This window comes from Streptomyces sp. NPDC110618, assembly GCF_055657065.1.
Genome location: NZ_JBVKBN010000001.1, coordinates 718,617 through 744,084, shown reverse-complemented (window position 1 = coordinate 744,084; position 25,468 = coordinate 718,617). Strand labels below are relative to the sequence as shown.

Annotated in this window: 6 protein-coding genes; 1 reads left to right on the top strand and 5 read right to left on the bottom strand. The window is 74.4% G+C overall.

The features are described 5' to 3' along the window. Positions 1 to 90: 90 nt before the first annotated feature. The 3 genes from ACZ7L7_RS03085 to ACZ7L7_RS03075 form a co-directional block, all read right to left on the bottom strand. Positions 91 to 1,752, bottom strand: coding sequence for a hypothetical protein (locus ACZ7L7_RS03085; RefSeq protein ID WP_471432263.1), 1,662 nt, complete (start codon positions 1,750 to 1,752; stop codon positions 91 to 93). 14 nt (positions 1,753 to 1,766) lie between these two features. Beyond that, entirely contained in the window at positions 1,767 to 4,742 is a 2,976-nt protein-coding gene (locus tag ACZ7L7_RS03080) for a phosphoenolpyruvate synthase (protein ID WP_472074545.1), read from the bottom strand. 109 nt (positions 4,743 to 4,851) lie between these two features. After that, a complete protein-coding gene (locus ACZ7L7_RS03075) occupies positions 4,852 to 6,090 on the bottom strand; it encodes a cytochrome P450 (protein ID WP_285516696.1) in 1,239 nt (412 codons plus the stop codon). Between the two features lie 224 nt (positions 6,091 to 6,314). On the opposite strand from ACZ7L7_RS03075, the gene ACZ7L7_RS03070 reads away from it, so the two are divergent. Continuing rightward, on the top strand, positions 6,315 to 9,272 hold the full coding sequence (locus ACZ7L7_RS03070; protein ID WP_472074543.1) for a helix-turn-helix transcriptional regulator: 2,958 nt from the start codon (positions 6,315 to 6,317) through the stop codon (positions 9,270 to 9,272). Between the two features lie 4 nt (positions 9,273 to 9,276). Here the strand turns inward: ACZ7L7_RS03070 and ACZ7L7_RS03065 are convergent, their stop codons facing one another. Both ACZ7L7_RS03065 and ACZ7L7_RS03060 read right to left on the bottom strand, forming a co-directional pair. Further along, a complete protein-coding gene (locus ACZ7L7_RS03065) occupies positions 9,277 to 10,263 on the bottom strand; it encodes a Gfo/Idh/MocA family protein (RefSeq protein WP_472074541.1) in 987 nt (328 codons plus the stop codon). Positions 10,264 to 10,442: 179 nt separating this feature from the next. Next, complete coding sequence (locus ACZ7L7_RS03060) at positions 10,443 to 25,394, bottom strand: type I polyketide synthase (protein ID WP_472074539.1); 14,952 nt, start codon at positions 25,392 to 25,394, stop codon at positions 10,443 to 10,445. Positions 25,395 to 25,468: the final 74 nt, after the last annotated feature.

Genomic DNA, 25,468 nt, shown 5'->3' with positions numbered 1-25,468 from the left:
GAGGACGGGGTGGGCGGTCGGTCGGGTCGGCTGTCACCCGGGGTTCGGGCTGGCCGTCACCCGAGGCTCGGGTCGGTTGTCACCCGCGGTTCACGGCGCCGGAGTCCGGTGCGGCTGGGCTCCGTTGCTCGACAGCAGGTCGCGGGCTTCCTCGATGGGGAGTTCCGCGTCCAGGTGGGCGCCGATGCGCAGCCAGTCGTAGCCGAGTTCGAGGGTGGCCCGCCAGGTGTCCGCGGACTCGAAGGACAGCGGGAAGGCGTCCGCGCCGACGGCGCCGCGCACCAGGCCGATGAAGGACCTGAGGTCGGTGAGGAGCGCGTCGCCCCGCTCGGGGGCGTCGACCGTGCGCCGCAGGAGCGTTCCGGCGCCTTCGCCGATGGGCCCCCCGGTGGCGGCGGGGAGGAGGTCGAGGCGGCGTACGAGGTCGGAGTCGGCGGGCAGCGGGTTGACGCCGTACGCGCTGAACAGTCCGCGCAGCGCGGCGTGCACGGCGCGGCGGGTGGTGAGTTCGGCGACCCGCCACTGGCCGCGCTGGAGGGCGCCGGTCAGGTCCTCGACGGCGTTCTCGACGACCACGTTGGCCCAGACGAGGCCCATCGCGGCGGCGGCGAACCGGTCGGCGGGCAGCGGCATCAGGTCCACCGCGCGGGGCCCGCCGACGGCCGCGCCGCGCACGGAGAGCAGCGGGCGGGCGGTGCTGGGCGGCGGGGTGACCGGTCCGGGCGGCGCGGCGAGCGGCAGCGACGGGGTGATGGTGCCGCCGCCCTTCCAGGCGACGCGGATGAGCCCGTAGCGCAGGAACGTGGCGAGCAGCGCGCCCGGGTCGGTGACGCCGGTGCCCGCGCTCGCGGCGAGGGCCTGGGGCAGGGGCCGGCCGAGGACGAGGGAGCGCCAGACGGTGCCGGCGTCGTCGCCGAGGGCGAACACGTCGCGCCGTGCGCGGACGACGTGGACGCGGTCGCCGGTCTGCCAGGTGGTGACGCCGTTGACGCGTTCGACGGTGATCCGCTCGGGCTGCCGGGGCACACCGGTCAGGCCGAGTTTGGCGGCGAAGGCGAGGGCCTCGGTCAGGTACTCGTGGGCGGCGTCGGTGTCGCCGGGTGCCGGTGCGGTGGCCTCCAGCAGCCAGTAGCGGTCGCGGACGTCGGTACGGCCGGCGCGGTCGAGCTGGAGGGAGAGCCACTTGGGTTCGAGGTAGGTCTCGCCGACGCGGGCCGCCCAGGACTTCACCGTCTGCACCAGGCCGGAGCGGGTCCAGTCGACGGCCTCGTCCGTCTCGCCGAGGCAGAGCAGCGCCAGCGCGTGGCGCAGGGACTGGCGGGCGCGGTGGGCCCACCAGTCGGCGGTGATCTCGCGGAACCGCTCCACGGGCAGCAGCGCCTTGACCTCCTCGACCAGGGCGTGCCCGCGCAGCGGGTGGCTGTGCAGGAAGCGCTGGCAGCGGTTGAGGAGGTCCTCGGAGAGCCGGCCGGGCCGCTTGGCGCCGTCCTCCACGGCCCGGAACTGGTCGGCGAGCTGACGCACCGACCGGGTGCGGATCTCCACCCGCCGCCCGTCCACGAACAGCAGCGACGGCATGGTCGGCAGGTCGTCCTCGGAGCGGGCGACGAGCAGGAAGTCGATGTCGGAGGAGGGGTTGCCGAACCCTTCCGCGATGGAGCCCTCCAGGGTGACGGCCCACTCGGTGCCACGGGGAAGTTCGGCGAGGGACTTGTCCAGCAGGTCCTGCAACTGGTCCTCGGTGAGGATCACGGGTCTGTCTCCGTTCAGGGGGTGACGTCGGCGGCGGCAGCGGCGGCCGGAGCGTCGGGGGTGACATCGGAGGAGGACCGGGCGCCCTCGGCGGGGGCGGCGGTCCCGGCGTCGCCGGTGAACAGGGCGGCCCCGGAGTCCCCCGCGGACGGGGCGGACTCGCCCTCGCCCGGGGCCGGGACAGTCCCGGCGTCGCCGGTAGGCGGGACGGTCCCGGCGGTACGGGCGTCAGTGGCCGTACCGGCAGCGGCGGAACCGGCGTTATCGGCGGTCCCGGGGGTGGCGTCCGGTGGGTCGGTCAGTACGGTGACCGTTCCCGCGGCGCCGTCCACGCGCAGTCGGCTGCCGGGGCGCAGCTCGGTGGTCGCGTCCTTGACCTGGACGACGGTGGGGATGCCCAGTTCGCGGGCGACGACGGCGACATGGGTGAGGGGGCTGCCGCGTTCGATGACGAGGGCGGCGGCCGAGGTGAGCGCGGCGACCCAGCCGGGGTCGGTGCGGTAGGTGACGAGGATGCCGCCGCCGATGTCGCGCGGGGTGTCGGTGACGACGGCGGGGCCTTCGGCGACGCCGGGGCAGCACGGGGTGCCGTGCAGTTCGCGGGCGCCGCTGCGGGCGGCCGGGCCGTGCGTCCAGCCGGCCCGTTCCAGGTTGCCGGACCAGTAGGGCGCCCCGTGGGTGGTGAAGCGGGACGGGGCGTGCAGGTCGCGGTCGGCGTCCTGCTGCCTGCGCCGCACGGCGACGAGGTCGCGCAGCCCGGTGTGGACGATCATGCCCTCGTAGGCGCCGGTGATCTCGTCCAGGCGCAGCAGGAACACGTCGTCCCAGCGGTCGATGGCGCCCGCGCGGGCGAGGTCGCGGCCGAGGGCGCGCAGCATGCGCTTGGCGGCGCCGAAGGCGCGGGTGCGGCAGAACCGCAGCCGTTCCCGGTCGGTGAGCGCGGCGCGGGCCTTGGCGCGCACCCGCTCGTACACGAACCGGCGCGGCCCGCGCAGGTGTTGGTCGAGGTAGGCGTCGGCCTGGCCGCCGCGGTCCTCGGCGTCGGCCGCGTCGGCCGCGCCGGTCTCCCGCAGGGCGTCGCGCAGCAGGGTGAACAACCCGCCCGGGTTCTCGTACAGATCCGGTACTTCGAGCTTGAGTTCGTCGGGGCTGCGGTAGCCGTAGTCGGCGATGTAGGCGTCGACTGCGGCCAGGAACTCGGTGTGGCCCGCGGCGCGCAGCGCCTGGTGCGCCTCGTCGTCCGGGGTGCGTTCCAGCAGCTCCAGGAGGTCGGCGTCGGTGCGGGCACGGGCGGCCAGTTCGCGGAGTTTCCAGGCGGGTTCGGCGGACTCGACGGCGCCGCCGGGGGCGGCGGCGGCCCAGGTGAACCATTCGGGGGCGTCGGGCAGCCAGCGGCGGGTCAGCAGGGCGAGCAGGCCGACGGAGAGCAGAATCGTCGCGTCGAGGGCCTGCATCGGCCCCCATTTCTCGATGAGTTCGCGTTGGAGGCGGCGGAATCGGCGATAGGTCTCGTCGCCGGGCAGGGCGTCGTAGTCGACATTGTTGAATACCGCATAAGCCCGGTAGAAATCGCGGTGGAAGGTCTCCACGGATTTCTTGATGGTGAGGAATCGCCGGGTGAAGACGACCGTGCGCCGAATGCGGGAGAGACGGCCGCGCAGTCCGGGCCGGGGCGTGAACGGGTGCAGTGTGTCGGCGAGTTCGTCGGAGATGCTCTCGGCGACGCCGAGGGATTTCTCCAGCACCCGCCGGTTGAGCGGGTAGAGCGGGGCCAGGCGCACCATGCGGTACCAGTGGAACAGGTTGTAGTAGACCCGTCCGTGGATGTGGCCGAGCAGGTGCGGGGTCCACTCGCGCACCTCGCGCAGTTGCTCGCCGCGCACGCCGAGGGCGCGGGCGTAGCTCTCGTAGACCTTGGCGTAGGTGTCGGCGGCGAAGGTGTAGGTGAGCGGGGAGACGACGCCGCTGAAGCTCTCGATGATGTTGGAGTTGTCCCAGATCCGCAGCTCCCCCACCGGCTCCGCGCCGAGGGTGGTGACGGGGCGGCTCTGCAGGATCCACAGGGTGCCGTCGGCGATGGCCCACTCGATGTCCTGCGGGCTGCCGTAGTGCTCGGTGATACGTACACCCGCCTCGTGCAGGCGGGCCAGGTCGTCGTCGCTCAGGGCGAGGGCGGCGCGCTGCTCGTCGGCGACGGGGGTGACCTCGCAGCCGGAGTCGGGCCCTGCGTCGTATCGTTCCTGCTTGTCCCCGACGACCGTGCTCAGTACCTGCCCGGTCCCGGCGTCGAGGACGACGGTGTCCGCGTCGACGGCGCCGGACACCAGCCCCTCCCCCAGCCCCCACACGGCGCTGACGACGTGCCGGTCGGTGCGGCCGGTGGTCGGGTCGGCGGTGAACAGCACCCCGCTGCGCTCGGCGTCGACCATCTGCTGTACGACGACGGCGACCCCGCCGGTGCCGGGGGGCAGTCCGCGCTCGGCGCGGTAGCGCAGGGAGCGCGCGGAGAACGCGGAGGCCCAGCAGCGGCGCACCCGGTCGGTGACGTCGGCGAGCGAGCGCACGCCGAGAAAGCTGTCGAACTGCCCGGCGAAGGAGTGCCGTTCACCGTCCTCCTCGGCTCCGGAGGAGCGTACGGCGACGGTGCCGCCGCCGGCCTCGCGGTGGGCGCGGGCGATGGCGTCGGCGACGCGTGCGCCGAGCGGGGCGGTCTCGATCAGGCGGGCGATCTCCTTCGCGGCCTCCTCGGCCCGGGTCTCCCAGCCGTCGGCGAGCAGCCCGGCCAGTTGCTCCTCCAGTCCGGCGTCCCGGCGGAATTCCTCGAATACGTCCAGGCCGAGGACCGACCACCGCGGCACCGGAAATCCGGCCGCGGTGAGCGCGTGGAGGTTTCTTCCCTTTCCCCCCGCCTGCCGGGCGACCAGGGTGGTGTCACTGGAGGGTGTCAGGACGTTCGGGGACCGCTCAGCGGATCCCGTGGAGAGTGACAACTCGCTTTCCCTTCCAAGGTGTTACTCATCCGGCCCGAGCGTTTCACGGCGGGCCCGGCCGAAAAAGCGCACGGGCTCCGGGAGGTGGAATTTCGGCCTGTTAGCGATTTCACATTCCGGCGGTACGGCGGCCGTCGAGGACGACGGGAAAAGCCGCGTGGCCACGCAGGACGATCCGGTCGCGGCGGGTCGGGGCGGTGCCCGGAGCGGGCGCCAGGCCCGGGATACTCGTCGGTAACCGACCGAAAGCAACGGTTGCCTCCAGCCGCGCCAGCAGCGCGCCGAGGCAGTAGTGGGCTCCCCCGCCGAAGCTCAGCGGCCGGATGTCGGCACGTGTGGGGTCGAACCGGTCGGGGTCGGCGTAGCGGGCCGGGTCACGGTTGGCGGCGCCGAGCAGCAGCACCACATGGGTCCCGGCCGGTGCGGGCACCCCGCCGAGCGTGACGCCGTCGGCGAGGGCGACGCGATTGCTGAGCTGCACCGGGGAGTCGTAGCGCAGCACCTCTTCGACGAAGCCCTCGACGGGGACGGTGCCGTCGCGCAGGCCGGCCGCCACCTCGGGGTGTTCGAACAGCAGGCGCAGGCCGTTGCCGAGGAGGTGGGTGGTGGTCTCGAACCCGGCGAGCAGGAGACTGGCGAGGTTGGCGACGAGTTCGGCGTCGTCCCGCAGCAGCCCTTCGTCGCGGGCGGCGAGCATCCCGGTCACCAGGTCGTCGCGGGGGTCGGCGCGGCGGGCCCGGATCAGGTCGGTGAAGTACGCGTCCACCTCGGCGGCGGCCCGGTCGGCGGCGGCCAGTTGGGCCTCGTGGGCGGCCGGGTCGGACGCCGGTTCCAGGGTGGCCATGAGGTCGGCGGCGTAGCGGCGGAAGCGGGCGCGGTCGGCCTCCGGGATGCCCATGAGCTCGCAGATCACATGGGCGGGCAGCCGGAAGGCGAACGCGTCCATGAAGTCCACGGGGCCCTCGGCCCGCCGCAGTTCGTCGAGGAGGGCGTCGGTGATCCGTACGACGCCGTCCTCCAGGGCGGCCACGCCGCGCGCGGTGAACTTCTGGGCCATGGACGCCCGCAGTCTGCCGTGGTCGGGCGCGTTGGCGACCAGCAGGGACCGGCTGAGCATCGCCAGCGAGGGGTGCCGGGCCGGATCGGCGCCCCAGGTCACGAGGTTGACGTCGGCGCCGAGTCCGGGTTCGCGCAGCGCCTGCCGGCAGGCCTCGTACCCGCACACCAGCACCATGCCGTCGCCGGCCGGTGCGACGGGGCCCAGTTCGTGGGCGAGCGCGTACAGCGGGTAGGGGTCGGCCCGTCCTTCGGGCGTGAGTAACTGGAACACGAGGGACTGCGCGTCCACGGGTCCTCCTGGGGTGGTCGGCTGGGGCAGTGTGGACCGCGCGGCCCGCCGGACGCATCAGTCAGCCGACTGCTCCGGCGGCCTTCGGCCAGGTCAGCCGTCTCGGACCCGCCAACCTTCGAGGGGATTCCTTAGAGCCCGGGCGCCGGGCGCATGGGCGACAGGGGTGCGGGCTTAGCGTCCTTCGGTGTCGGACGCCGTACGGCGGGACCAGGGAGGCGCTCGTGACCACTGCGACGCTGACGGACGGCACCCTCGTGGGCCGCGCCGACGAGGCGGCCCGGATACGGCACTTCGTCACCGCCCCTGGTGAGGACGGCCACGTCCTGGTCGTCACCGGCAGTCCCGGCATCGGCAAGAGTGCCCTCGTCGACAGTGAGGTCGGCGGGCTGGGCGGGGCCGGGGTGCGGGTGCTGCGGGCCGAAGGCAGCGAGACGGAGCGCGAGTTGGCGTTCGCGGGGCTGCACCAGGTGCTGCGGCCGGTGCTGGCGCGGGCGTCGGTCCTTCCACGGCGGCAGCGCGAGGCCCTGCTCGGTGCCTTCGGCATGGCGGACGCACCGGCCGAGCCCGACCAACTGCTCCTGCGGATCGCCGTACTGGACCTCCTCACCCACCTCGCCCGTGCGCGGCCGCTGCTGATCGTGGTGGACGACGCCCAGTGGGCGGACCGGGACTCCCTGGACGTACTGGCGTTCGTCGCGCGGCGGTTGCACGGCGAGCGGATCGCGCTGCTGGGGCTGGTCCGCGCCGACGGCCCCCTGCCCGCGTTCGCGCGCGGCGCCCCGGTGCTGGACCTCGCGCCGCTGGACGCGGACGCCGCGACCCGCCTCCTGGACGCCCAACCGCACTGCCCCTCGGGCCCGTTGCGGGCGCGGATCCTTCAGGAGGCGCAGGGCAATCCGCTGGCGCTGATCGAGTTCGCCCGCTCGGAGCTGGGCCCGGCGCCGTGGCCGGTGGAGCCGCTGCCGCTCTCCGACCGGCTGGAGCAGCGGTTCGCCGCCCGGCTGGCCGAACTGCCCGGCCCCACACGGCAGGCGCTGCTGCTGGCGGCGACGGACCCGGGAGCCGTCTCCGGTGTGGCGCGCCAGGTGTGGCGGGCCGCCGAGGAGGCGGGCCTGACCGAGGTCCGCGACGGGATCGTACGGTTTCGCCATCCGCTGATCCGGTCCGCCGTGTATCACGCGGCGCCGCCCACGCAGCGCCGGGCGGCGCACCGGCGGTGCGCGGCGGCGCTGCGCGCGGAGCCGGACCGGCGGGCCTGGCATCTGGCGGCCGCGGGCACCGGGCCGGACGAGTCGGTGGCGCGGGAACTGGAGCGCACGGCACGGCGGACGGGCCGGCGCGGCGGTCTCGTCTCGGCGGCACTGGCACTCCAACGGGCCGCCGACCTCACCCCCGACCCGCACGAGCGCGCCCGACGGCTCACCCTGGCCGCCCGGCTGGCCGCGCCGACCGGGCAGACGGCCTGGGTGGAGGAACTGACCGACCGCGTACGCACCCTCTGCGACGACCCCGCGCTGCTTGCCCGCGCCGCCCTCCACCGGGGCCAGGCCCTCGCGCTCACCCCGCGCCGCGCCTCTGCGTACCCGCTACTGGTCCGCACAGCCGGCGACCTGGCCCCGCACGACCCCGACGACGCCCTCCAAGCCCTCGCGACAGCCGCCCTGATCTGCTACTACGGCGGCGACAGCGAGCAGCGCGACGCACTGCGCCGCGACTTCTCCCGGCTCACCGCCGCGATCGGCCCGCGCCCCGAGCCGGACCTGGCGTCGCTGTGGATCAGCACCGCCACCGATCCGGCCGCCGACCGCGACACGCTCCTCGCCGGGGTCCGCCGCCTGGCGGCCCTGGACCCGCCGGGATCCGAACCGACCGCCACCGACCCCCACACCTTGCTCACCGACACCCACCACCCGACCGCCCCGGACACCCCACACCCCGAACCGACCGGCACCGACCCATCCACCCCCCGCCACACACTCCTCGCCGACACCCACCACCCGACCGCCCCGGACACCCCACACCCCGAACCGACCAGCACCGACCCATCCGCCCACCGCCACACACTCCTCGCCGACACCCACCGCCCGGCCGCGCCGGACACCCCGGGACCCGAACTGACCGCCGCCCTCGCGACCTTGGCGTGGCTGCTCGACGACAACGCCCTCGCGCTCGGCCTGTTCGACGCCCTCGGCGGGTCGTCGGCGGGGCCCTCGCCGCTGCCCGACGGGCTGCGCTGCGTGGAGGGCTGGGTGTGTCTGGAGCACGGCCACTGGAACCGGGCCCGGACCGTCGCGGCGGCCTCGGCACGCGCGGCGGCGCACAGCGACCCGCCCTACACGGCGTCGGCGCCGCCCGCCCTGGACGCGGCGGTGCTCGCGCTGCGCGGCGAGACCGGCCCGGCGCGCGCCGCCGCCCGCCAGGCGCTCAACCAGGTCGCCTGCGCTGAGAACCGCTTCGTGACGGTGCGTGCCCGCTGGGCGCTGGGCATGGCGGCCTGGGCGGACGGCGACCCCTTGGGCGCCTACGACGAGTTGCGCTCGATGTTCACCGCGGACGGCGGCGCACTCCACTACCACGTCTCCGGGTACGGCGTGGGCGACCTCGCGGCGGCGGCCGTGCGGATCGGGCGGCGGGAGAGCGCCCGCGCCATCGTGCAGAGAGTGCAGAGCGTGCAGGGCTCCTCGCCCCGGCTCCGGGCCCAACTCGCCCGCGCCAGGGCCCTGCTGGCGGACGGCGAGGAGGCAGAACTCCACTTCCGGTCGGCGCTGGACGAACCCGGCGCGCGGGAACGGCCGTTCAGTCACGCGCAGATCCAACTGGAGTACGCCGAATGGCTGCGCCGTCGACTGCGTACGGGCCGGGCCCGGCCCCTGCTGACCGCCGCGCTGGAGACATTCGTACGGCTGGGCGCCGGGCCCTGGGCGGCCCGCACCCGGGCGGAGCTGCGGGCCGCCGGGGTACGTCTGAACCCCGGCGAAGGGGACCGCCTCCCGGAGCTCACCCCGCAGCAGAGGCAGATCGTGCGCCTCGCGGCGCGCGGGCTGACCAACCGGCAGATCGGCGAGCGGCTCCAGCTCTCGCCGCGCACGGTCGGCTCCCACCTGTACCGCTGCTTTCCCAAGCTGGGCGTGACGGCCCGGTCCCAACTCCGGGATGTCATCGACGGCAGCCGGGCCTGACGGTTCAGCGCACCGCTTCCCGTCCCGCCGCCGCGCGCACCGCGTCGACCAGTTCGGCCTGCCGCAGGATGTCCTCACCGGGCCCCTTGAAATCCCCGCCGTCCAACACCGTGCGGGCGAAATGGGCGACCAGGGAGGCGAACTGGTGGCCCGCGGGCAGGGTGCGCTCCTCCACGTGGTCCTGTCGGACCAGTCTCAGCACCGGCCGCAGGGTGGGCGGCGCGGTGAACGCGCGGTCCAGGGTGATGCGGCCCTCGCTGCCCCACAGGGTGCAGGCGCACCGGTAGGAGCGGTCGAAGCCGAAGGTCAACTGCCCTGTGCGCCCGGCCGGGTCGGCGACCAGCGCCGCCCCGGCCACGTCGACACCGGTCGCGGGATCGTCCCGCAGCACCGCGCCGTGCACGGCGACCTCCGGTCCGAGGTAGAGGCTCGCCGCGCGCAGGGTGTAGACGCCGGCGTCGAGCAGCGCGCCGCCGCCGAGGGACGGGTCGTAGCGGATGTCCCCGTCGGGCAGCGGCGGGAAGGCGAACTCCGTGTCGAGGTGGCGGGGTTCGCCGATCGCACCGGCGTCGACGAGGGCCCGTACGGCGTCGTGCTGGCCGTGGTGGAGGAAGGCGAAGTTCTCCATCAGCAGCAGCCCGGCGTCCCGCGCGGCGCCGACCAGTTCGGCCGCCTCGGCGCGGCCGGTGACGCAGGGCTTCTCGGACAGGACGTGCTTGCCCGCCGCCAGGGCCCGTGCCACCCACTCGGCGTGCAGCGCGGGCGGCAGCGGCACGTACACGGCGTCGATGTCGTCGCGCGCCAGCAGGGCGGCATAGCCGGTGACCGCCTCGCAGCCGAACGTCCGCGCGACGGCCTCCGCCTTCTCGCGGCTGCGGCTGGCGACGGCCACCAGCCGCACCGACGGCTCGGCCGCCAGCGCGGACAGCGTGGTCCGCCGGGCGATGGCGGCACAGCCGACCACGCCCACGTTCAGCACGTGTTCCGACACGGTTCGCTCTCTTCCGGGTGGGGTTGGTGATGGGTGCGGGCATCGGGTCTGTCGGGCGGCGCCCAGTGTGCCGGTAACGGAGTCGCATGGCCGGGGTGGCGGTCCGAGGAACCACGGCCCCCGCCGTCGGCCGACGTGTGTCGGGCCGACCGGGGGCCATGGTCATCCGGCGCTGTGCGTCACTCCGTTCCGAACTGCCTGTCGATGAAGTCGAACAGGTCGTCGTCGCTGGCGGACTCCAGTCGCTCCTCGACCGCCAGGGCCGGTTCCGCCGCCGGGTCGCCGACCGCCGTGCCGGTGGGTCCGTCCAGGCGGGTCAGGAGGCCGCGCAGCCGCCCGGCGAGCGTGGAGCGGACCGACTCGTCGCCGGCGATCTCCTCCAGCACGCCCTCCAGGAGGTCGAGTTGGGCGAGGACCGGCTGGACGGAGGCGGCGGCACCGGGCGCGGTCTGCTCGCGCAGGTGCCGGGCGAGTCCGACCGGTGTCGGGTAGTCGAACAGCAGGGTGGCCGGCAGCCGCAGCCCGGTGGCGGCGGTGAGCCGGTTGCGCAGTTCGACGGCGGTCAGCGAGTCGAAGCCCATCTCCAGGAAGCCCCGTTCGGCGTCCACCGCGTCGGAGTCGGCGTAGCCGAGCACCGCCGCCGCGTGGTCGCGGACGAGGTCGACGAGGAGACCGAACCGGGCCTCGGCGTCGAGTCCGGCCAGCCGCTCCCGCAGCCGCTCCGCCGTCCCGGCGCCCTCGGCGGCGGGCGCGGTGCCGGTGCGGCGGCCGGGCACGGGCCGGACGAGGGACCTCAGCAGCGCCGGGACCTCGCCGTCGGGCGTGCGCAGCCCGGCCGTGTCGAAGCGGGCCGGGACCAGCACGGCCCGGTCCGTGGCGACAGCCGCGTCGAACAGTTCCAGCGCCTGCTCGGACGGCATCGGTACGACCCCGCCGCGCGCCATGCGCCGCAGGTCCGCCCCGTCGAGCTTGCCGGTCATCGCCGAACGCTCCTCCCACAGGCCCCACGCCAGGGACTGGGCGGGCAGGCCCTGGGCGCGGCGCTGCCGGGCGAGGGCGTCCAGGAAGGCGTTGGCCGCCGCGTAGTTGCCCTGTCCGGCGCCGCCGAAGATCCCGGCGAGCGAGGAGTACAGCACGAAGGCCCGCAGCTCGCTGCCCCGGGTGAGGTCGTGCAGGTGCAGGGCGCTGTTGACCTTCGCGGCGAGCACCGTGTCCAGGTGCTCCTGGGTGAGGGAGCCGATCACGCCGTCGGCGAGGACTCCGGCGGTGTGGACGACCGCGGTCAGCGGACGCTCGGCCGGGACGGTGGCGAGCAGCGCGGCCAGGGCGTCCCGGTCGGCGGTGTCGCAGGCGACGAGGTCGGCGCGGGCGCCGAGCGCGGACAGTTCGTCGACGAGTTCCCGGGCGCCGGGCGCGTCGGGCCCGCGGCGGCCGACGAGCAGCAGGTTGCGGGCGCCGTGCCGGGTGACCAGGTGCCGGGCGAGCAGGCCGCCGAGCGCGCCGGTGGCCCCGGTGACCAGGACGGTGCCGTCGGCGTCGAGCAGCAGGCCCGTACCGTCGTCGGCGCCGCCGGTCAGGGCCGTCGTGCGGACCAGCCGGGGCACCCGCACCTCGCCCTTGCGCACCGCGAGCTGGGGTTCGTCGAAGCCCAGCGCGGCGGTGAGGGCGGCGTGGGACTCCTGGGCGCCGTCCCAGTCGACGAGTACGAACCGGCCCGGGTTCTCGGACTGGGCGGTGCGCACCAGGCCCCAGACGGCGGCGGCGACGGGGTCGGGTGCGTGGTCGCCGTCGTGCACGGTCATGGCGCGCCGGGTGACGAGCACCAGCCGGGCCGCCTGGAAGGTGTCGTCGGCGAGCCAGTCCTGGAGCAGCCGCAGCGCGTGCCCGGTGGTGCGGGAGAGCGCCGCCGGGTCTGTCCAGTCGGTGTCCTCGCCGAGGGCCGCCAGCACGGTCGCGGGCGCGGGGGTGTCCCCGGCGGCCACGGCAGCGGCCAGGGAGGCCGGGTCGGTGTGGCGGGCGGCGGTGATTCCGGTGGCCGTCAGCGCGGCGTCCACGGCCTCGTCGTCGCCGAGCACCGCCCAGGCGCCGGTGATACGGGCCGGGGCGGCGGCCGGGGTCACCCAGTCCACCTCGTGCAGGTGGCGGGCGGCGCGCCGGTCCCCGAGCCGGCTCGCGTCCGGCAGCGGGCGCAGCGTCAGCGCGCCGACGGTGGCGACGGCCCGGCCGTCGGGCGTGGTGGCGTGCAGGGTCACCGTGTCGGGTCCGGTCCGGGTGAGCTTGACCCGCAGCGCGTCGGCGCCGTGCGTGTGCAGCCGTACGCCGGTCCAGCTGAACGGCATCACGGCACTGTCGGCGGCCGGGGTGAGGCCGACGGTCTGCACGGCGGCGTCGAGGAGTGCCGGGTGCAGCCCGTAGCGGGCCGCGTCGGCGGCGACCTCGGCGGGCGGCGCGATCTCGGCGTAGACGGTGTCGCCGTGCTTCCAGGCTGCGGTCAGGCCCTGGAAGGCGGGGCCGTAGGCGAAGCCGCCCTCGGCGAAGCGGTCGTACAGGCCGTCCACGGCGACGGGTTCGGCGCCCTGCGGCGGCCAGACCGTGAGCGGCGCCTGCTCCTCCGCGGTGGGCTCGGGGGTGAGGCGGCCGACGGCGTGCCGGGTCCACGGTTCGTCGTCGGTGGCGTCGTCGGGCCGGGTGTGCACGCTGACCTCCCGGCCGCCGTCCTCGCCGGGCGCGCCGACGGTGACCTGGACGTGCACGGCGCCCTGTTCGGGCAGGGCGAGCGGTGCCTCCAGGGTGAGTTCGTCGACGGCCGGGCAGCCGACCCGTTCGGCGGCGAGCAGCGCCAGCTCCAGGAACGCGGTGCCGGGCAGTACGGCCGTGCCGGACACGGCGTGGTCGGCGAGCCAGGGGTGCGTGCTCAGCGACAGGCGCCCGGTGAGGAGGTAGCCGTCGCCGCCCGCGAGCGCGGTACCGGCCGCGAGCAGCGGGTGGTCGCCCGCGGCGAGTCCGGCGGCGGCGAGGTCGGCGGTCACCGGCTCGGCGTCGAGCCAGTAGCGGGACCGCTGGAAGGCGTACGTCGGCAGCTCGGCCCGGCGGACCGGGCGGCCGGCGAAGTAGGCGGCCCAGTCGGGCCCGGCGCCGTGGACGTGCAGGGTGGCCAGCGCGGTGGCGAGCGCGATGTCCTCGGGCCGGTCGCGGCGCAGCAGCGGGGTGACGACGGCCGCGTCCGGGTCGGCGAGGCAGTCGCGGGTCATGGCGCTGAGCACACCGTCGGGGCCCAACTCGACGTACGTGGACACCCCTTGGCGTTCCAGCGTGGCGAGGACGTCGGCGAAGCGGACGGCTTCGCGCACGTGCCGCACCCAGTAGTCGGCGCCCTCCAGCTCCCCGGGCGCGGCGACCTCACCGGTGAGGTCGCAGACGATCTGCACGGCGGGGGCGCTGTAGTCGAGGTCGCGGATCTCGGCGGCGAAGGGTGCCTGCATGGGCTCCATGCGCGGCGAGTGGAAGGCGTGGGAGACGGTGAGCCGCTTGGTACGCACCCCGGCCTCCCGCCAGCCCTCGGCGAGTTCCGCCACGGCCTCCTCGTCGCCCGAGACCACCACGGACGTGGGCCCGTTGACGGCGGCGACTGCGACCCGCTCCTCAAATGTCCGCAGCACCTCGACGACCTCGGCCTCGCTCGCCTGGACGGCCAGCATGGCGCCGCCGTCCGGCAGTTGCTCCATGAGGCGCCCACGCGCGGCGACCAGCCGGCAGGCGTCGGCGAGGCCGAGCACCCCGGCGACATGGGCAGCGGCGATCTCGCCGATGGAGTGCCCGACGACCACGTCCGGCCGCAGACCCCAGTGCTCCAGCAGCCTGAACTGGGCCACTTCCAGGGCGAAGAGACCCGCCTGGGTGTAGTCGGTACGGTCCAGCAGAGCCGCCGCGTCGCTGCCCGCCGGGGCGAACAGCACCTCCTTCAGCGGGTGGTGCAGCTCCCGGTCGAGCTCGGCGCAGACGGCGTCGAGGGTGTCGGCGAACAGCGGCTGGGCGTCGTACAGTTCGCGTCCCATGCCGGGGCGCTGGCTGCCCTGCCCACTGAAGAGGAACGCGGTACGACCGTCGCGCCGCCGCACCCCGCGCACCACACCGGGCGCCTCACGGCCCTCGGCGAGTGCCCTGAGCGCGTCGAGGAGTTCGTCCCGGCCACGGCCGACGAGAGCCGCCCGCCGGTCGAACGCGGCGCGCCCGACGGCCAGCGTGTGGGCGATGTCGAGGTCGCTCGCGTCGTCCTGCCGCTCGGGGTCCTCCAGATGGGCGAGGAGCCGGGCCGCCTGGGCGCGCAGGGCGTCGGTGGTGCGCCCGGAGAGCACCCAGGGGACCACCTCGCCGGAGGGGGCAGGGACGGGCGTCCCCTCCGGCGAGATGGAGTCCTCGGCCTCGGCGGGCGGTTCCTGGAGGATCACGTGGGCGTTGGTGCCGCTGATGCCGAACGCGGACACGCCCGCCCGGCGCGGCCGTTCACCGCCGCCGGGCCACTCCACCGGCTCGGTCAGCAGCGTCACGGCACCCGCGTCCCAGTCGATGCCGGTGGACGGCCGCTCCGCGTGCAGGGTGCGCGGCAGCAGCCCGTGCCGCAGGGCGAGGACCATCTTGATGACCCCGCCGACACCGGCGGCGGCCTGCGTGTGGCCGATGTTGGACTTCAGCGCGCCGATGCGCAGCGGCCGGTCCGCGGGCCGGTCCTGGCCGTACGTCGCGATCAGGGCCTGCGCCTCGATGGGGTCGCCGAGCCGGGTACCGGTGCCGTGCGTCTCGACGGCGTCCACATCGGCCGGGCCGAGCCCCGCCGACGCCAGCGCCTGCCGGATGACCCGCTGCTGGGCGGGCCCGCTCGGCGCGGTCAGGCCGTTGCTGGCGCCGTCCTGGTTGACGGCGGAACCGGCGAGGACGGCCAGCACGGGGTGCCCGTTGCGGCGGGCGTCGGACAGCCGCTCCAGCAGCACCATGCCGACGCCCTCGGCCCAGCCCGCGCCGTCGGCGTCCTCGGAGAACGCCTTGCAGCGCCCGTCCTCGGACAGCGCCCGCTGCCTGCTGAACTCGATGAACGTGTCCAGCGAGGAGATCACGGTGACCCCGCCCGCCAGCGCCATGGAGCACTCACCGGAGCGCAGCGCCTGCGCGGCCATGTGCAGCGCCACCAGCGACGACGAGCACGCCGTGTCGACGGTGACGGCCGGCCCCTCCAGACCGAAGGTGTAGGAGATCCGCCCGGAGGCCACACTGCCCGCGCTGCCGGTGGCGAGATACCCCTCGAAGTCCTTGGGAGCGTGCTGCACCCGCGACCCGTAGTCGTGGTAGTTCGAGCCGACGAACACCCCGGTACGGCTGCCGCGCACCGCGCCCGGATCGATCCCGCCCCGCTCGAACGCCTCCCAGGACGCCTCCAGCAGCAGCCGCTGCTGCGGGTCGACGGCCAGCGCCTCGCGCGGGCTCATCCCGAAGAACTCGGGGTCGAAATGGTGTGCGTCGTAGAGGAATCCACCGCCGCGGGCGTAGAAGGTGCCGGGCCGGTCCGGGTCGGAGTCGAAGGCGCCCGCCAGGTCCCAGCCCCGGTCGTCGGGGAAGGCGGACACGGCGTCACCACCCCGCACCAGCAGCCGCCACAGGTCCTCGGGACTGTTGGCGCCGCCGGGGTAGCGGCAGCTCATCGAGACGATGACCACGGGGTTGTCGTCGACAGGTGCCGGGGCGACCGGCGCAGCTTCCCGCACCGCGGGCGCGGCGCCGAACAGATCCTGGTGGAGCCGGTCGGCGAGCGCGGTCGCGGTGGGGTGGTCGAAGACGAGGGTCACCGGCAGCCGCAGACCGGTGGTCTCGGCGATGGTGTTGCGCAGGGCGACCGCGGTGAGCGAGTCGAAACCGAGGTCGCGGAAGGCCCGCTCCTCGTCGATCTCCTCGGGCCCGGAGTAGCCGAGCGCCCCGGCAGCCAAAGTCCTTACGAGGGTGAGCAGTTCACGCCGCTGTTCGTCGTACGGCAGGGCTGCGAGGCGGGCGACGACCGCGTTGCCGTCGTCCTGGGTGCCGGTGGTGTGCCGGGCGGCCTCGGCCTCGCGCACCTCCGGCAGCTCGGCGAGCACCCGGGCGGGCCGGTCGGCATGCGCGTAGGCGTACGTCTCCCAGCGGACGTCGGCCACCGTGAGCACGGGTTCGGAGCCGAGGACGGCCTGTTCGAGGGCGGTCAGCGCCGACTCGGGGTCCATGGCGGGCATACCGGAACGGGCCAGCCGCTCCCCCGTCTCCCCGGCGGCCAGACCGCCGCCGCCCCACGCGCCCCAGGCGACGGACGTCGCGGGCAGCCCCTCGGCGTGCCGGACACGGGCGAGCGCGTCGAGGAAGGCGTTTGCGGCGGCGTAACTGCCCTGGCCGGGCCCGCCGAGGGTGCCGGCGAGCGACGAGAACAGTACGAACGAGGACAGGCCGAGGTCACGGGTCAGCTCGTGCAGGTTCAGGGCGGCGGCGGTCTTGGGCCGCAGCACGGTCTCGGCCCGCTCGGGCGTCAGCCCGTCCAGCACGCCGTCGTCGAGGACCCCGGCCGCGTGCACGACCGCCGTGAGCGGCCGGTCCTCGGGTACGGCCGCCAGCAGCGCGGCCAGTTGGTCCCGGTCGGCCACGTCGCAGGCCGCGACGGTGACCCGGGCCCCGAGTCCGGTCAGCTCCGCCTCCAGCTCGGCGGCACCAGGAGCCTCCGCTCCCCTGCGGGAGACGAGCAGCAGATGCCCGGCACCGTTGCCCGCCAGCCTCCGCGCGACCTGGGCGCCGACGCCGCCGGTGCCGCCGGTGATGAGCACCGTTCCCTCGGGCGCCCACGTGGCGGACGCGGCGTCGGGCTGCTCGGCCCGCACCAGCCGCCGTACGAAGAGACCGGTGCCGCGTACGGCCAGCTGGTCCTCGTCGGGCGTGGCCGTGAGCGCGGCGGCGAGCCGGGTCCCGGCACGCTCGTCCAGCTCCTGCGGCAGATCGACGAGCCCGCCGAAGCGCTGCGGGTACTCCAGCGCCGCGATCCGGCCCAGGCCCCAGACCTGTGCCTGCACGGGCGCGGTGAGCCGGTCGGCGCGGCCCGTGGACACGGCACCCCGGGTGCCGATCCACAGCGGCGCCGCGATCCCGGCGTCCCCGAGCGCCTGCAGCAGCGCCGTGGTCAGCGCGAGCCCGCCGGACAGCGCGCTGCCGTGGGCGTACGGCGTCTCGTCCAGGGCCAGCAGCGACAGCACCCCGGAGGGCGAGGGGAGGCCGTCGTTCAGCGCGTCCGTGAGCAGGGTGGCGAGTCCAGCCCGGTCGGCGTCGGCGGCGACGCTGAGGGTGGTGACGCGGGCGCCGTGCCGGGTGAGGGCGTCGGCGACGCCGACTTCGAACTCCGCGGGGATGGACTCCCCTTCGGGCACGACGAGCAGCCAGTCACCGTCCAGGGCGACGGACCGTGACTCACCGCCGAGGGGCTTCCAGACGACCTTGTACCGCCAGTTGTCCACCGCGGTACGGGCGGCGGCGTCCTTGCGCCACCGCGAGAGGGCGGGCATCAACTCGGCCAGCGGCTCCCGGTGTTCCAGACGGAGAGCGTCAGCGAGGGATTCGAGGTCCTCCCGCTCGACCGCGTCCCAGAAGCGGGCGTCGACGGTGTCGGAGGTGGTGGTTGCCGCGGTGGCGGGGGTGGTCTTCTCCAGCCAGTAGCGGCGGTGCTGGAAGGCGTAGGTGGGGAGTTCGACGGTACGGCCGCCCTGTCCGGCCAACACCTTGGTCCAGTCGACGGGGATGCCGCGTACCCAGGCCTCGGCGAGGGAGGTCAGGAAGCGGGCGGTGCCGCCGTCGTCGCGGCGCAACGAACCGACGACCACCGCGTCCGGGGCGGTCTCCTGGACCGGCATGCCGAGTACCGGGTGCGAGCTGATCTCGACGAACGCCGAGTAGCCCTGCTCGGTGAGCCCTTGGATCGCGTCGGCGAAGCGGACTCGCTGGCGCAGGTTGCGGTACCAGTACCCGCCGTCCAGGCGGGCGGCGTCGATCAGCTCGGCCTCGGTGGTGGAGAAGAACGGAACCTCACCGGTGCGCGGCTGAACCGGGCCCAGAACCTGGGCGAGCTCGTCCTCGATCGCTTCCACGTGCCAGGTGTGCGAGGCGTAATCCACCGGGATACGACGCGCCCGGATATCGGCGCCCTCACAGTGCGCCATCAACTCGTCGAGGGCATCCGCGTCGCCGGCGACAACCACGGAGGACGGGCCGTTGACGGCGGCTATGTCGACACGGTCACCCAGAAGCTCCTGCACCCGCTCCAAGGGCAGCGGCACGGACACCATGCCCCCACGCCCCGCGATGGCCCGAATCGCCTTCGACCGCAACGCGACAACCCGCGCACCGTCCTCCAACGACAGACCACCCGCCACCACAGCAGCAGCGATCTCACCCTGCGAATGCCCGACCACCACCGACGGCCGCACCCCACACGCCCGCCAGACAGCCGCCAGGGACACCATCACAGCCCAGGACACGGGCTGCACCACATCGACGTCAGCCAGCTCACGCCCATCACGGACGACTTCACTGAGCGACCAGCCGACAAAGGGCTCCAGCGCCCGCTCACAGGCCTCCATCGACTCCGCGAACACCGGCGAGGCATCCCACAACTCCCGCCCCATACCGGCCCACTGAGCCCCCTGCCCCGGGAACACGAACACCACACGATCCGCACCCGCGGCAACCGAACCCCGCACCACACCGGACCCCGACACCGCACCCGACACCAACTCATTCAACCAGGAGGCGAGTTCATCCACCTCGGCACCGAGTGCGACCGCGCGGTTCTCAAAGGCGGTGCGGGTGGCGGCCAGCGACCAGGCCACGTCCAGGGGCCGCATCCTGCCCTCGGCCTCCGACGCGAAGGCGGCCAGCCGCCCCGCCTGCCCGGCCAGCCCCTCCCGGCCACGCCCGGACACCACCCACGGCACCACACCACCAGCCGCGAACACCGGCTCCGGCTCGGGCGCGGCCTCCGGCTCCGGAGGCTCCGGCGCCTCCTCCAGCACCACATGCGCGTTCGTCCCGCTCACGCCGAACGAGGACACACCGGCGCGGCGTGGACGCCCCTCGACGCGCGGCCACTCCACCGGCTCGGTGAGCAGGGAGACCGCACCCGTGGACCAGTCGACGTGCGGGGTGGGCTCGTCGACGTGGAGGGTCTGCGGCAGCAGCCCGTGTTGCAGGGCGAGGACCATCTTGATCACGCCCGCGACACCGGAGGCGGCCTGGGCGTGGCCGATGTTGGACTTCACCGAGCCGAGCCAGAGCGGGTGCTCGGGGTCCCGGCCCTGGCCGTAGGTGGCGAGGAGCGCCTGGGCCTCGATCGGGTCGCCCAGGGTGGTGCCGGTGCCGTGCGCCTCGACCGCGTCCACGTCGGCCGTGGTGAGCCCGGCCTTGGTGAGGGCTGCGCGGATGACCTGCTGCTGGGCGGGACCGCTGGGGGCGCTCAGGCCGTTGCTGGCGCCGTCCTGGTTCAGTGCTGTGGCGCGGATGACGGCGAGGACGGGGTGGCCGTTGCGGCGGGCGTCGGACAGGCGCTCCAGGAGGACCATGCCCGCGCCCTCGGCGAGGCCCATGCCGTCGGCGGCCTTGGCGAAGGCCTTGGAGCGGCCGTCGCGGGCGATCCCTCGGGTGCGGGCGAAGCCGATCAGCCCGATGGGCTCGACCATCACGGCGACGCCGCCGGCGAGGGCCATGGAGCACTCGCCGGAGCGCAGCGACTCCACGGCCATGTGCAGGGCGACCAGGGAGGAGGAGCAGGCGGTGTCGATGGTGACGGCGCTGCCCGCGAGGCCGAGGGTGTAGGAGATACGGCCGGACAGCACGCTGGTGGCGCTGCCGGTGACGATGTGGCCCTCGACTCCCTCGGGCAGGTTGTCCAGGCCGCCGAAGCCCTGGTTGCCCGCGCCGACGTACACGCCGACGGGGGCGCCGTGCAGCTGCTCGGGGAGCAGTCCGGCGCGTTCGACGGCCTCCCACGCGGTCTCCAGCAGCAGCCGCTGCTGCGGGTCCATGGCGACGGCCTCGCGCGGGGAGATCCCGAAGAAGGCGGGGTCGAAGTCGCCGGCGTCGTAGACGAAGCCGCCTTCGCGGGCGTAGCAGGTGCCCTCGCGGTCGGGGTCGGGGTCGTAGAGGGCGTCCAGGTCCCAGGCGCGGTCGTCGGGGAAGACGTCGATGACGTCGCGGCCCTCGGCGAGGATCCGCCACAGTTCCTCGGGGCTGTTGGCGCCGCCGGGGTAGCGGCAGCTCATCGAGACGACGGCGATGGGATCGTCGTCGTCCGCGGCGGCCACGGGTACGGGCGCCGGGACGGGCAGGGTGTCGGTGGTGCCGACGAGTTCCTCGCGGATGTGCCGGGCGAGGGCGGTGACGGTGGGCCGGTCGAAGATGACGGTGACGGGCAGCCGCAGTCCGGTGGCCGCGTTGAGCCGGTTGCGCAGTTCGACGGAGGTGAGGGAGTCGAAGCCCAGTTCGCGGAAGGCGCGGCCGGTCTCGACGTCGTTCGGACTGCTGTGCCCGAGGACGCCCGCGACCTGGCCGCGCACCAGGTCCAGTACGGCCTGTTCCTGGTCCTCGGCGGACAGTCCGCGCAGCCGGGCGAGCAGTCCGGCGCTCTGGGTGTCCGGGACGTCGTCGCGCAGCCGCTCCTCCTCGGCCCGCAGCAGTTCGGCGACCTCGGGCACCTCGGTGAGCAGGGGGCGGTGGCGGGCGGCGGTGAAGACGGGGACGAAGCGTTCCCAGTCGATGTCGGCGACGGCGATGAAGCACTCGTCACGGTCGAGGACCTGCTGCATGGCGGCGACGGCGAGCTTGGGGTCCATGAACGGGATGCCGCGCCAGCGCAGTTGCTCCTGGACGACCTCCAGGCCCATGCCGCCGCCCTCGTCGCTCCAGATGCCCCAGGCGATGGAGGTGCCGGCCAGGCCACGGGCGCGGCGGTGCTCGGCCACCGCGTCGGCGTAGGCGTTGGCGGCGGCGTAGGCGCCGTGGTCGCCGCTGCCCCAGACACCGGCGACGGAGGAGAACACGACGAACGCGTCGAGCCGGTCGTCGTCGAAGACCGCGTCGAGGTTGGCGACGCCCGAGTACTTGGCCTCGGCGCCGTCGGCGAACTCCTGGAGGGTGGTGGTGGCGAGCGGGATGAGGATGCCGACGCCCGCGGTGTGGACGACGGTACGGATGGGCGGGCCGTCGGCCTCGACGCGCGCGACGAGCGCGGCCAGGGCGTCCCGGTCGGCGATGTCGCAGGCGGCGACGGTGACGCGAGCACCCAACTCGCGCAGTTCGGCTTCGAGTTCGGCCGCTCCGGGGGCATCCGGTCCGCGGCGGCTGAGCAGCACCAGGTGCTCGGTGCCGTTGCGGGCGAGCCAGCGGGCGGTGTGCCCGCCGAGGCCGCCGGTGCCGCCGGTGATCAGGGCGGTGCCGCGGGAGGTCCAGGTGCGCTCGGCGGGCGCGGAGCCGGCGGGCGTACGGACCAGGCGGCGGCTGAGGACACCGGTACGGCGGACGGCGAGCTGGTCCTCGGCGTCGGTATCAGCATCGGCGTCGGTCTGCGACGCGGAGGCGGCCAGGATCGAGCAGAGCCGGGCAGCCGTACGGTCGTCGGGGATCTCGGGCAGGTCGACGAGGCCGCCCCAGAACTCGGGGTGCTCCAGCGCGGCGACCCGGCCCATGCCCCAGGTGCCGTTCTGCACTGGGTTGCGCAGCGGGTCGGTCGTGCCGGTGGTGACGGCACCGCTGGTGGCGAGCCACAGCGGGGCGCGCAGCCCGGTGTCGGCGCACGCCTGGATCAGCGCCAGCCCGGCGACCAGGCCTGCGGCCAGGCCCGGCTGCTCGGGGTGCGGATGCTCGTCGAGGGCGAGGAAGGACAGGACGCCCGAGAACGTGTCGGTGCCGCTGTGCAGGGCCGTCTCGGTCATCAGGGCGGCCAGCCGGTCGCGGTCCGTGTCGGACGCGTCGACGAAGAGCGGTGCGGTCCGGGCGCCCTGCTCCGCCAGCCCGTCCAGGCAGACGCGCACGAGGTCGGAGTCGGCGTGGAGGGCGGGCACGACGACCAGCCAGGTGCCGGTGAGCGTCCCGGCGGGGCGGTCGGCGGCCGGGCGCCAGGCGATGCGGTAGCGCCAGGAGTCGATGGTCGCGGTGGCCCGGCGCCCACGACGCCAGGCGGACAGCACGGGCAGCGCCCGCTCCAGCGCCTCCTGTCCGTCCTCCCCGGCGACGTCGAGCGTCCCGGTCAGCGCGTCAAGGTCCTGCTCCTCCACGGCCGCCCAGAACTCGGCGTCCACCGGGTCCTCGCCCGCGGCGCCCGTGGTGAGGGCCTGGGGTGCGCTGGTGTCGAACCAGTAGGGGCGGTGTTGGAAGGCGTAGGTGGGGAGTTCGATGGTACGGCCGCCCTGTCCGGCCAACACCTTGGTCCAGTCGACGGGGATGCCGCGTACCCAGGCCTCGGCGAGGGAGGTCAGGAAGCGGGCGGTGCCGCCGTCGTCGCGGCGCAACGAACCGACGACCACCGCGTCCGGGGCGGTCTCCTGGACCGGCATTCCCAGCACCGGGTGCGAGCTGACCTCGACGAACGCCGAGTAGCCCTCGTCGACCAGTCCCTGGATGGCGTCGGCGAAGCGGACTCGCTGGCGCAGGTTGCGGTACCAGTAGCCACCGTCCAGGCGGGCGGTGTCGATCAGCTCGGCCTCGGTGGTGGAGAAGAACGGGACCTCACCGGTGCGCGGCTGAACCGGGGCCAGAACCTGGGCGAGCTCGTCCTCGATCGCTTCCACGTGCCAGGTGTGCGAGGCGTAATCCACCGGGATACGACGCGCCCGGATATCGGCGCCCTCACAGTGCGCCATCAACTCGTCGAGGGCATCCGCGTCACCAGCCACGACCACGGAGGACGGGCCGTTGACGGCGGCTATGTCGACACGGTCACCCAGGAGTTCCTGCACCTGCTCCAAGGGCAGCGGCACGGACACCATGCCCCCACGCCCCGCGATGGCCCGAATCGCCTTCGACCGCAACGCGACAACCCGCGCACCGTCCTCCAACGACAGACCACCCGCCACCACAGCAGCAGCGATCTCACCCTGCGAATGCCCGACCACCACCGACGGCCGCACACCGCACGCCCGCCACACCGCAGCCAGCGACACCATCACAGCCCACGACACAGGCTGCACCACATCGACATCGGTCAGCTCACGCCCGTCGCGCACGACGTCACTGAGCGACCAGTCGACATGCGGCGCGAGCGCCCGCTCGCACGCCTCCATCGACGCCGCGAACACCGGCGAGGCATCCCACAACTCCCGCCCCATACCGGCCCACTGAGCCCCCTGACCCGGGAACACGAAGGCGACGCCGTCGGGTTCAGCGTCGAAGGAGCCGGTGACAACGCCGGGTGCCGTACCGCCCTGGGCGGCCAAGGTGTGCAGGGTGCCGCCGAGTTCGGCGTGCGAGGTGCCGAGAGCGACGGCCCGGTGTTCCAAGGCAGCGCGGGAGGCAGCCAGGGACCAGGCCACGTTCACGGGCCGAACGGTGCCGTCGGCGGTCTCAGCGGTCTCGGCGAAGGCGGCCAGTCGTCCCGCCTGTCCGGCGAGTCCTTCCTGGCCACGCCCCGACACCACCCACGGCACCACACCACCGGCCGCGAACACCGGCTCCGGCTCGGGTGCGGCCTCCGGCTCCGGAGGCTCCGGCGCCTCCTCCAGCACCACGTGGGCGTTCGTCCCGCTGCCGCCGAAGGAGGAGACGCCGGCGCGGCGCGGGCGGCCGGTCTCGGGCCAGGGCTGGTTGTCGGAGGGGAGCGCGACGGCTCCGGAGGACCAGTCGACGTGCGGGGTCGGTTCGTCCAGGTGGAGCAGTCTGGGCAGGACTCCGTGGCGCATGGCCATGACCATCTTGATGACGCCCGCGACTCCGGAACTCGCCTGGAGGTGCCCGATGTTGGCCTTCAGGGAGCCCATCCACAGGGGGTGGTCCGCGGGTCGGTCCTGGCCGTAGGTGGCGAGTACGGCCTGGGCCTCGATGGGGTCGCCGAGGGTGGTGCCGGTGCCGTGGGCCTCCAGGGCGTCCACCAGGTCGGGGGTGAGCCGGGCGTTGGCGAGCGCGGCGCGGATGACGCGTTCCTGGGAAGGGCCGTTGGGGGCGGTGAGGCCGTTGCTGGCGCCGTCCTGGTTGATGGCGGAGCCACGGATCACCGCCAGGACCGGGTGGTTGTTGCGGCGGGCGTCGGACAGACGCTCCAGCAGGAGCACGCCGACGCCCTCGCCCCAGCCGGTGCCGTCCGCACCCGCCGCGAACGGCTTGCACCGCCCGTCCGGTGCCAGCCCGCGCTGTCGGCTGAACTCCACGAAGTTGCGCGGGGTGGCCATGACGGTGGCGCCCGCGGCGAGGGCGAGCCGGCACTCGTCCTGGCGCAGGGCCTGCACGGCGAGGTGCAGGGCCACCAGCGACGAGGAGCACATGGTGTCGACGGTGACGGCGGGCCCCTCAAGGCCGAGGGTGTAGGCGATGCGCCCGGAGAGCACGGCACCGGCGCCGCCGGTCAGCATGTGGCCCTCGACCCGGTCGCGGGCCTGCGCGGCGGCGGCGCCGTAGCCCTGGTCGCTGCTGCCGACGAAGACTCCGGCCTTCTCGCCGCGCAGCGTGCCCGGGTCGATACCGGCCCGCTCCAGCGCCTCCCACGATGTCTCCAGCAGCAGCCGCTGCTGGGGGTCCATCGTGGTGGCCTCGCGCGGTGAGATGCCGAAGAACGCGGGGTCGAAGTCGGCGGCGTCGTAGAGGAAGGCCCCGAAGCGGGTGTAGGTGGTGCCCTGGTGCTCGGGGTCGGGGTGGTACAGGTTCTCCAGGTCCCAACCGCGGCCTGCGGGCAGCTCCGAGACCGTGTCGACGCCCTCGACGAGCAACTCCCAGAAGTCCTCGGGGGTGTGGGCGCTCCCGGGGAAGCGGCAGCTCATCGAGACGATGGCGATGGGCTCCTGCTGGCGGGATTCCACTTCCTGGAGGCGCCGGCGGGCCTGCCGCAGGTCGGTCGTGACCCTCTTGAGGTAGTCGCGGAGTTTGTCCTCGTTAGCCATTGGCGTCATCAGTCCCTAGAGCAGGCCCGAAGGCTTGGAGTCACCCGTACGGCGTCGGCAACGGGCAGGTGGGG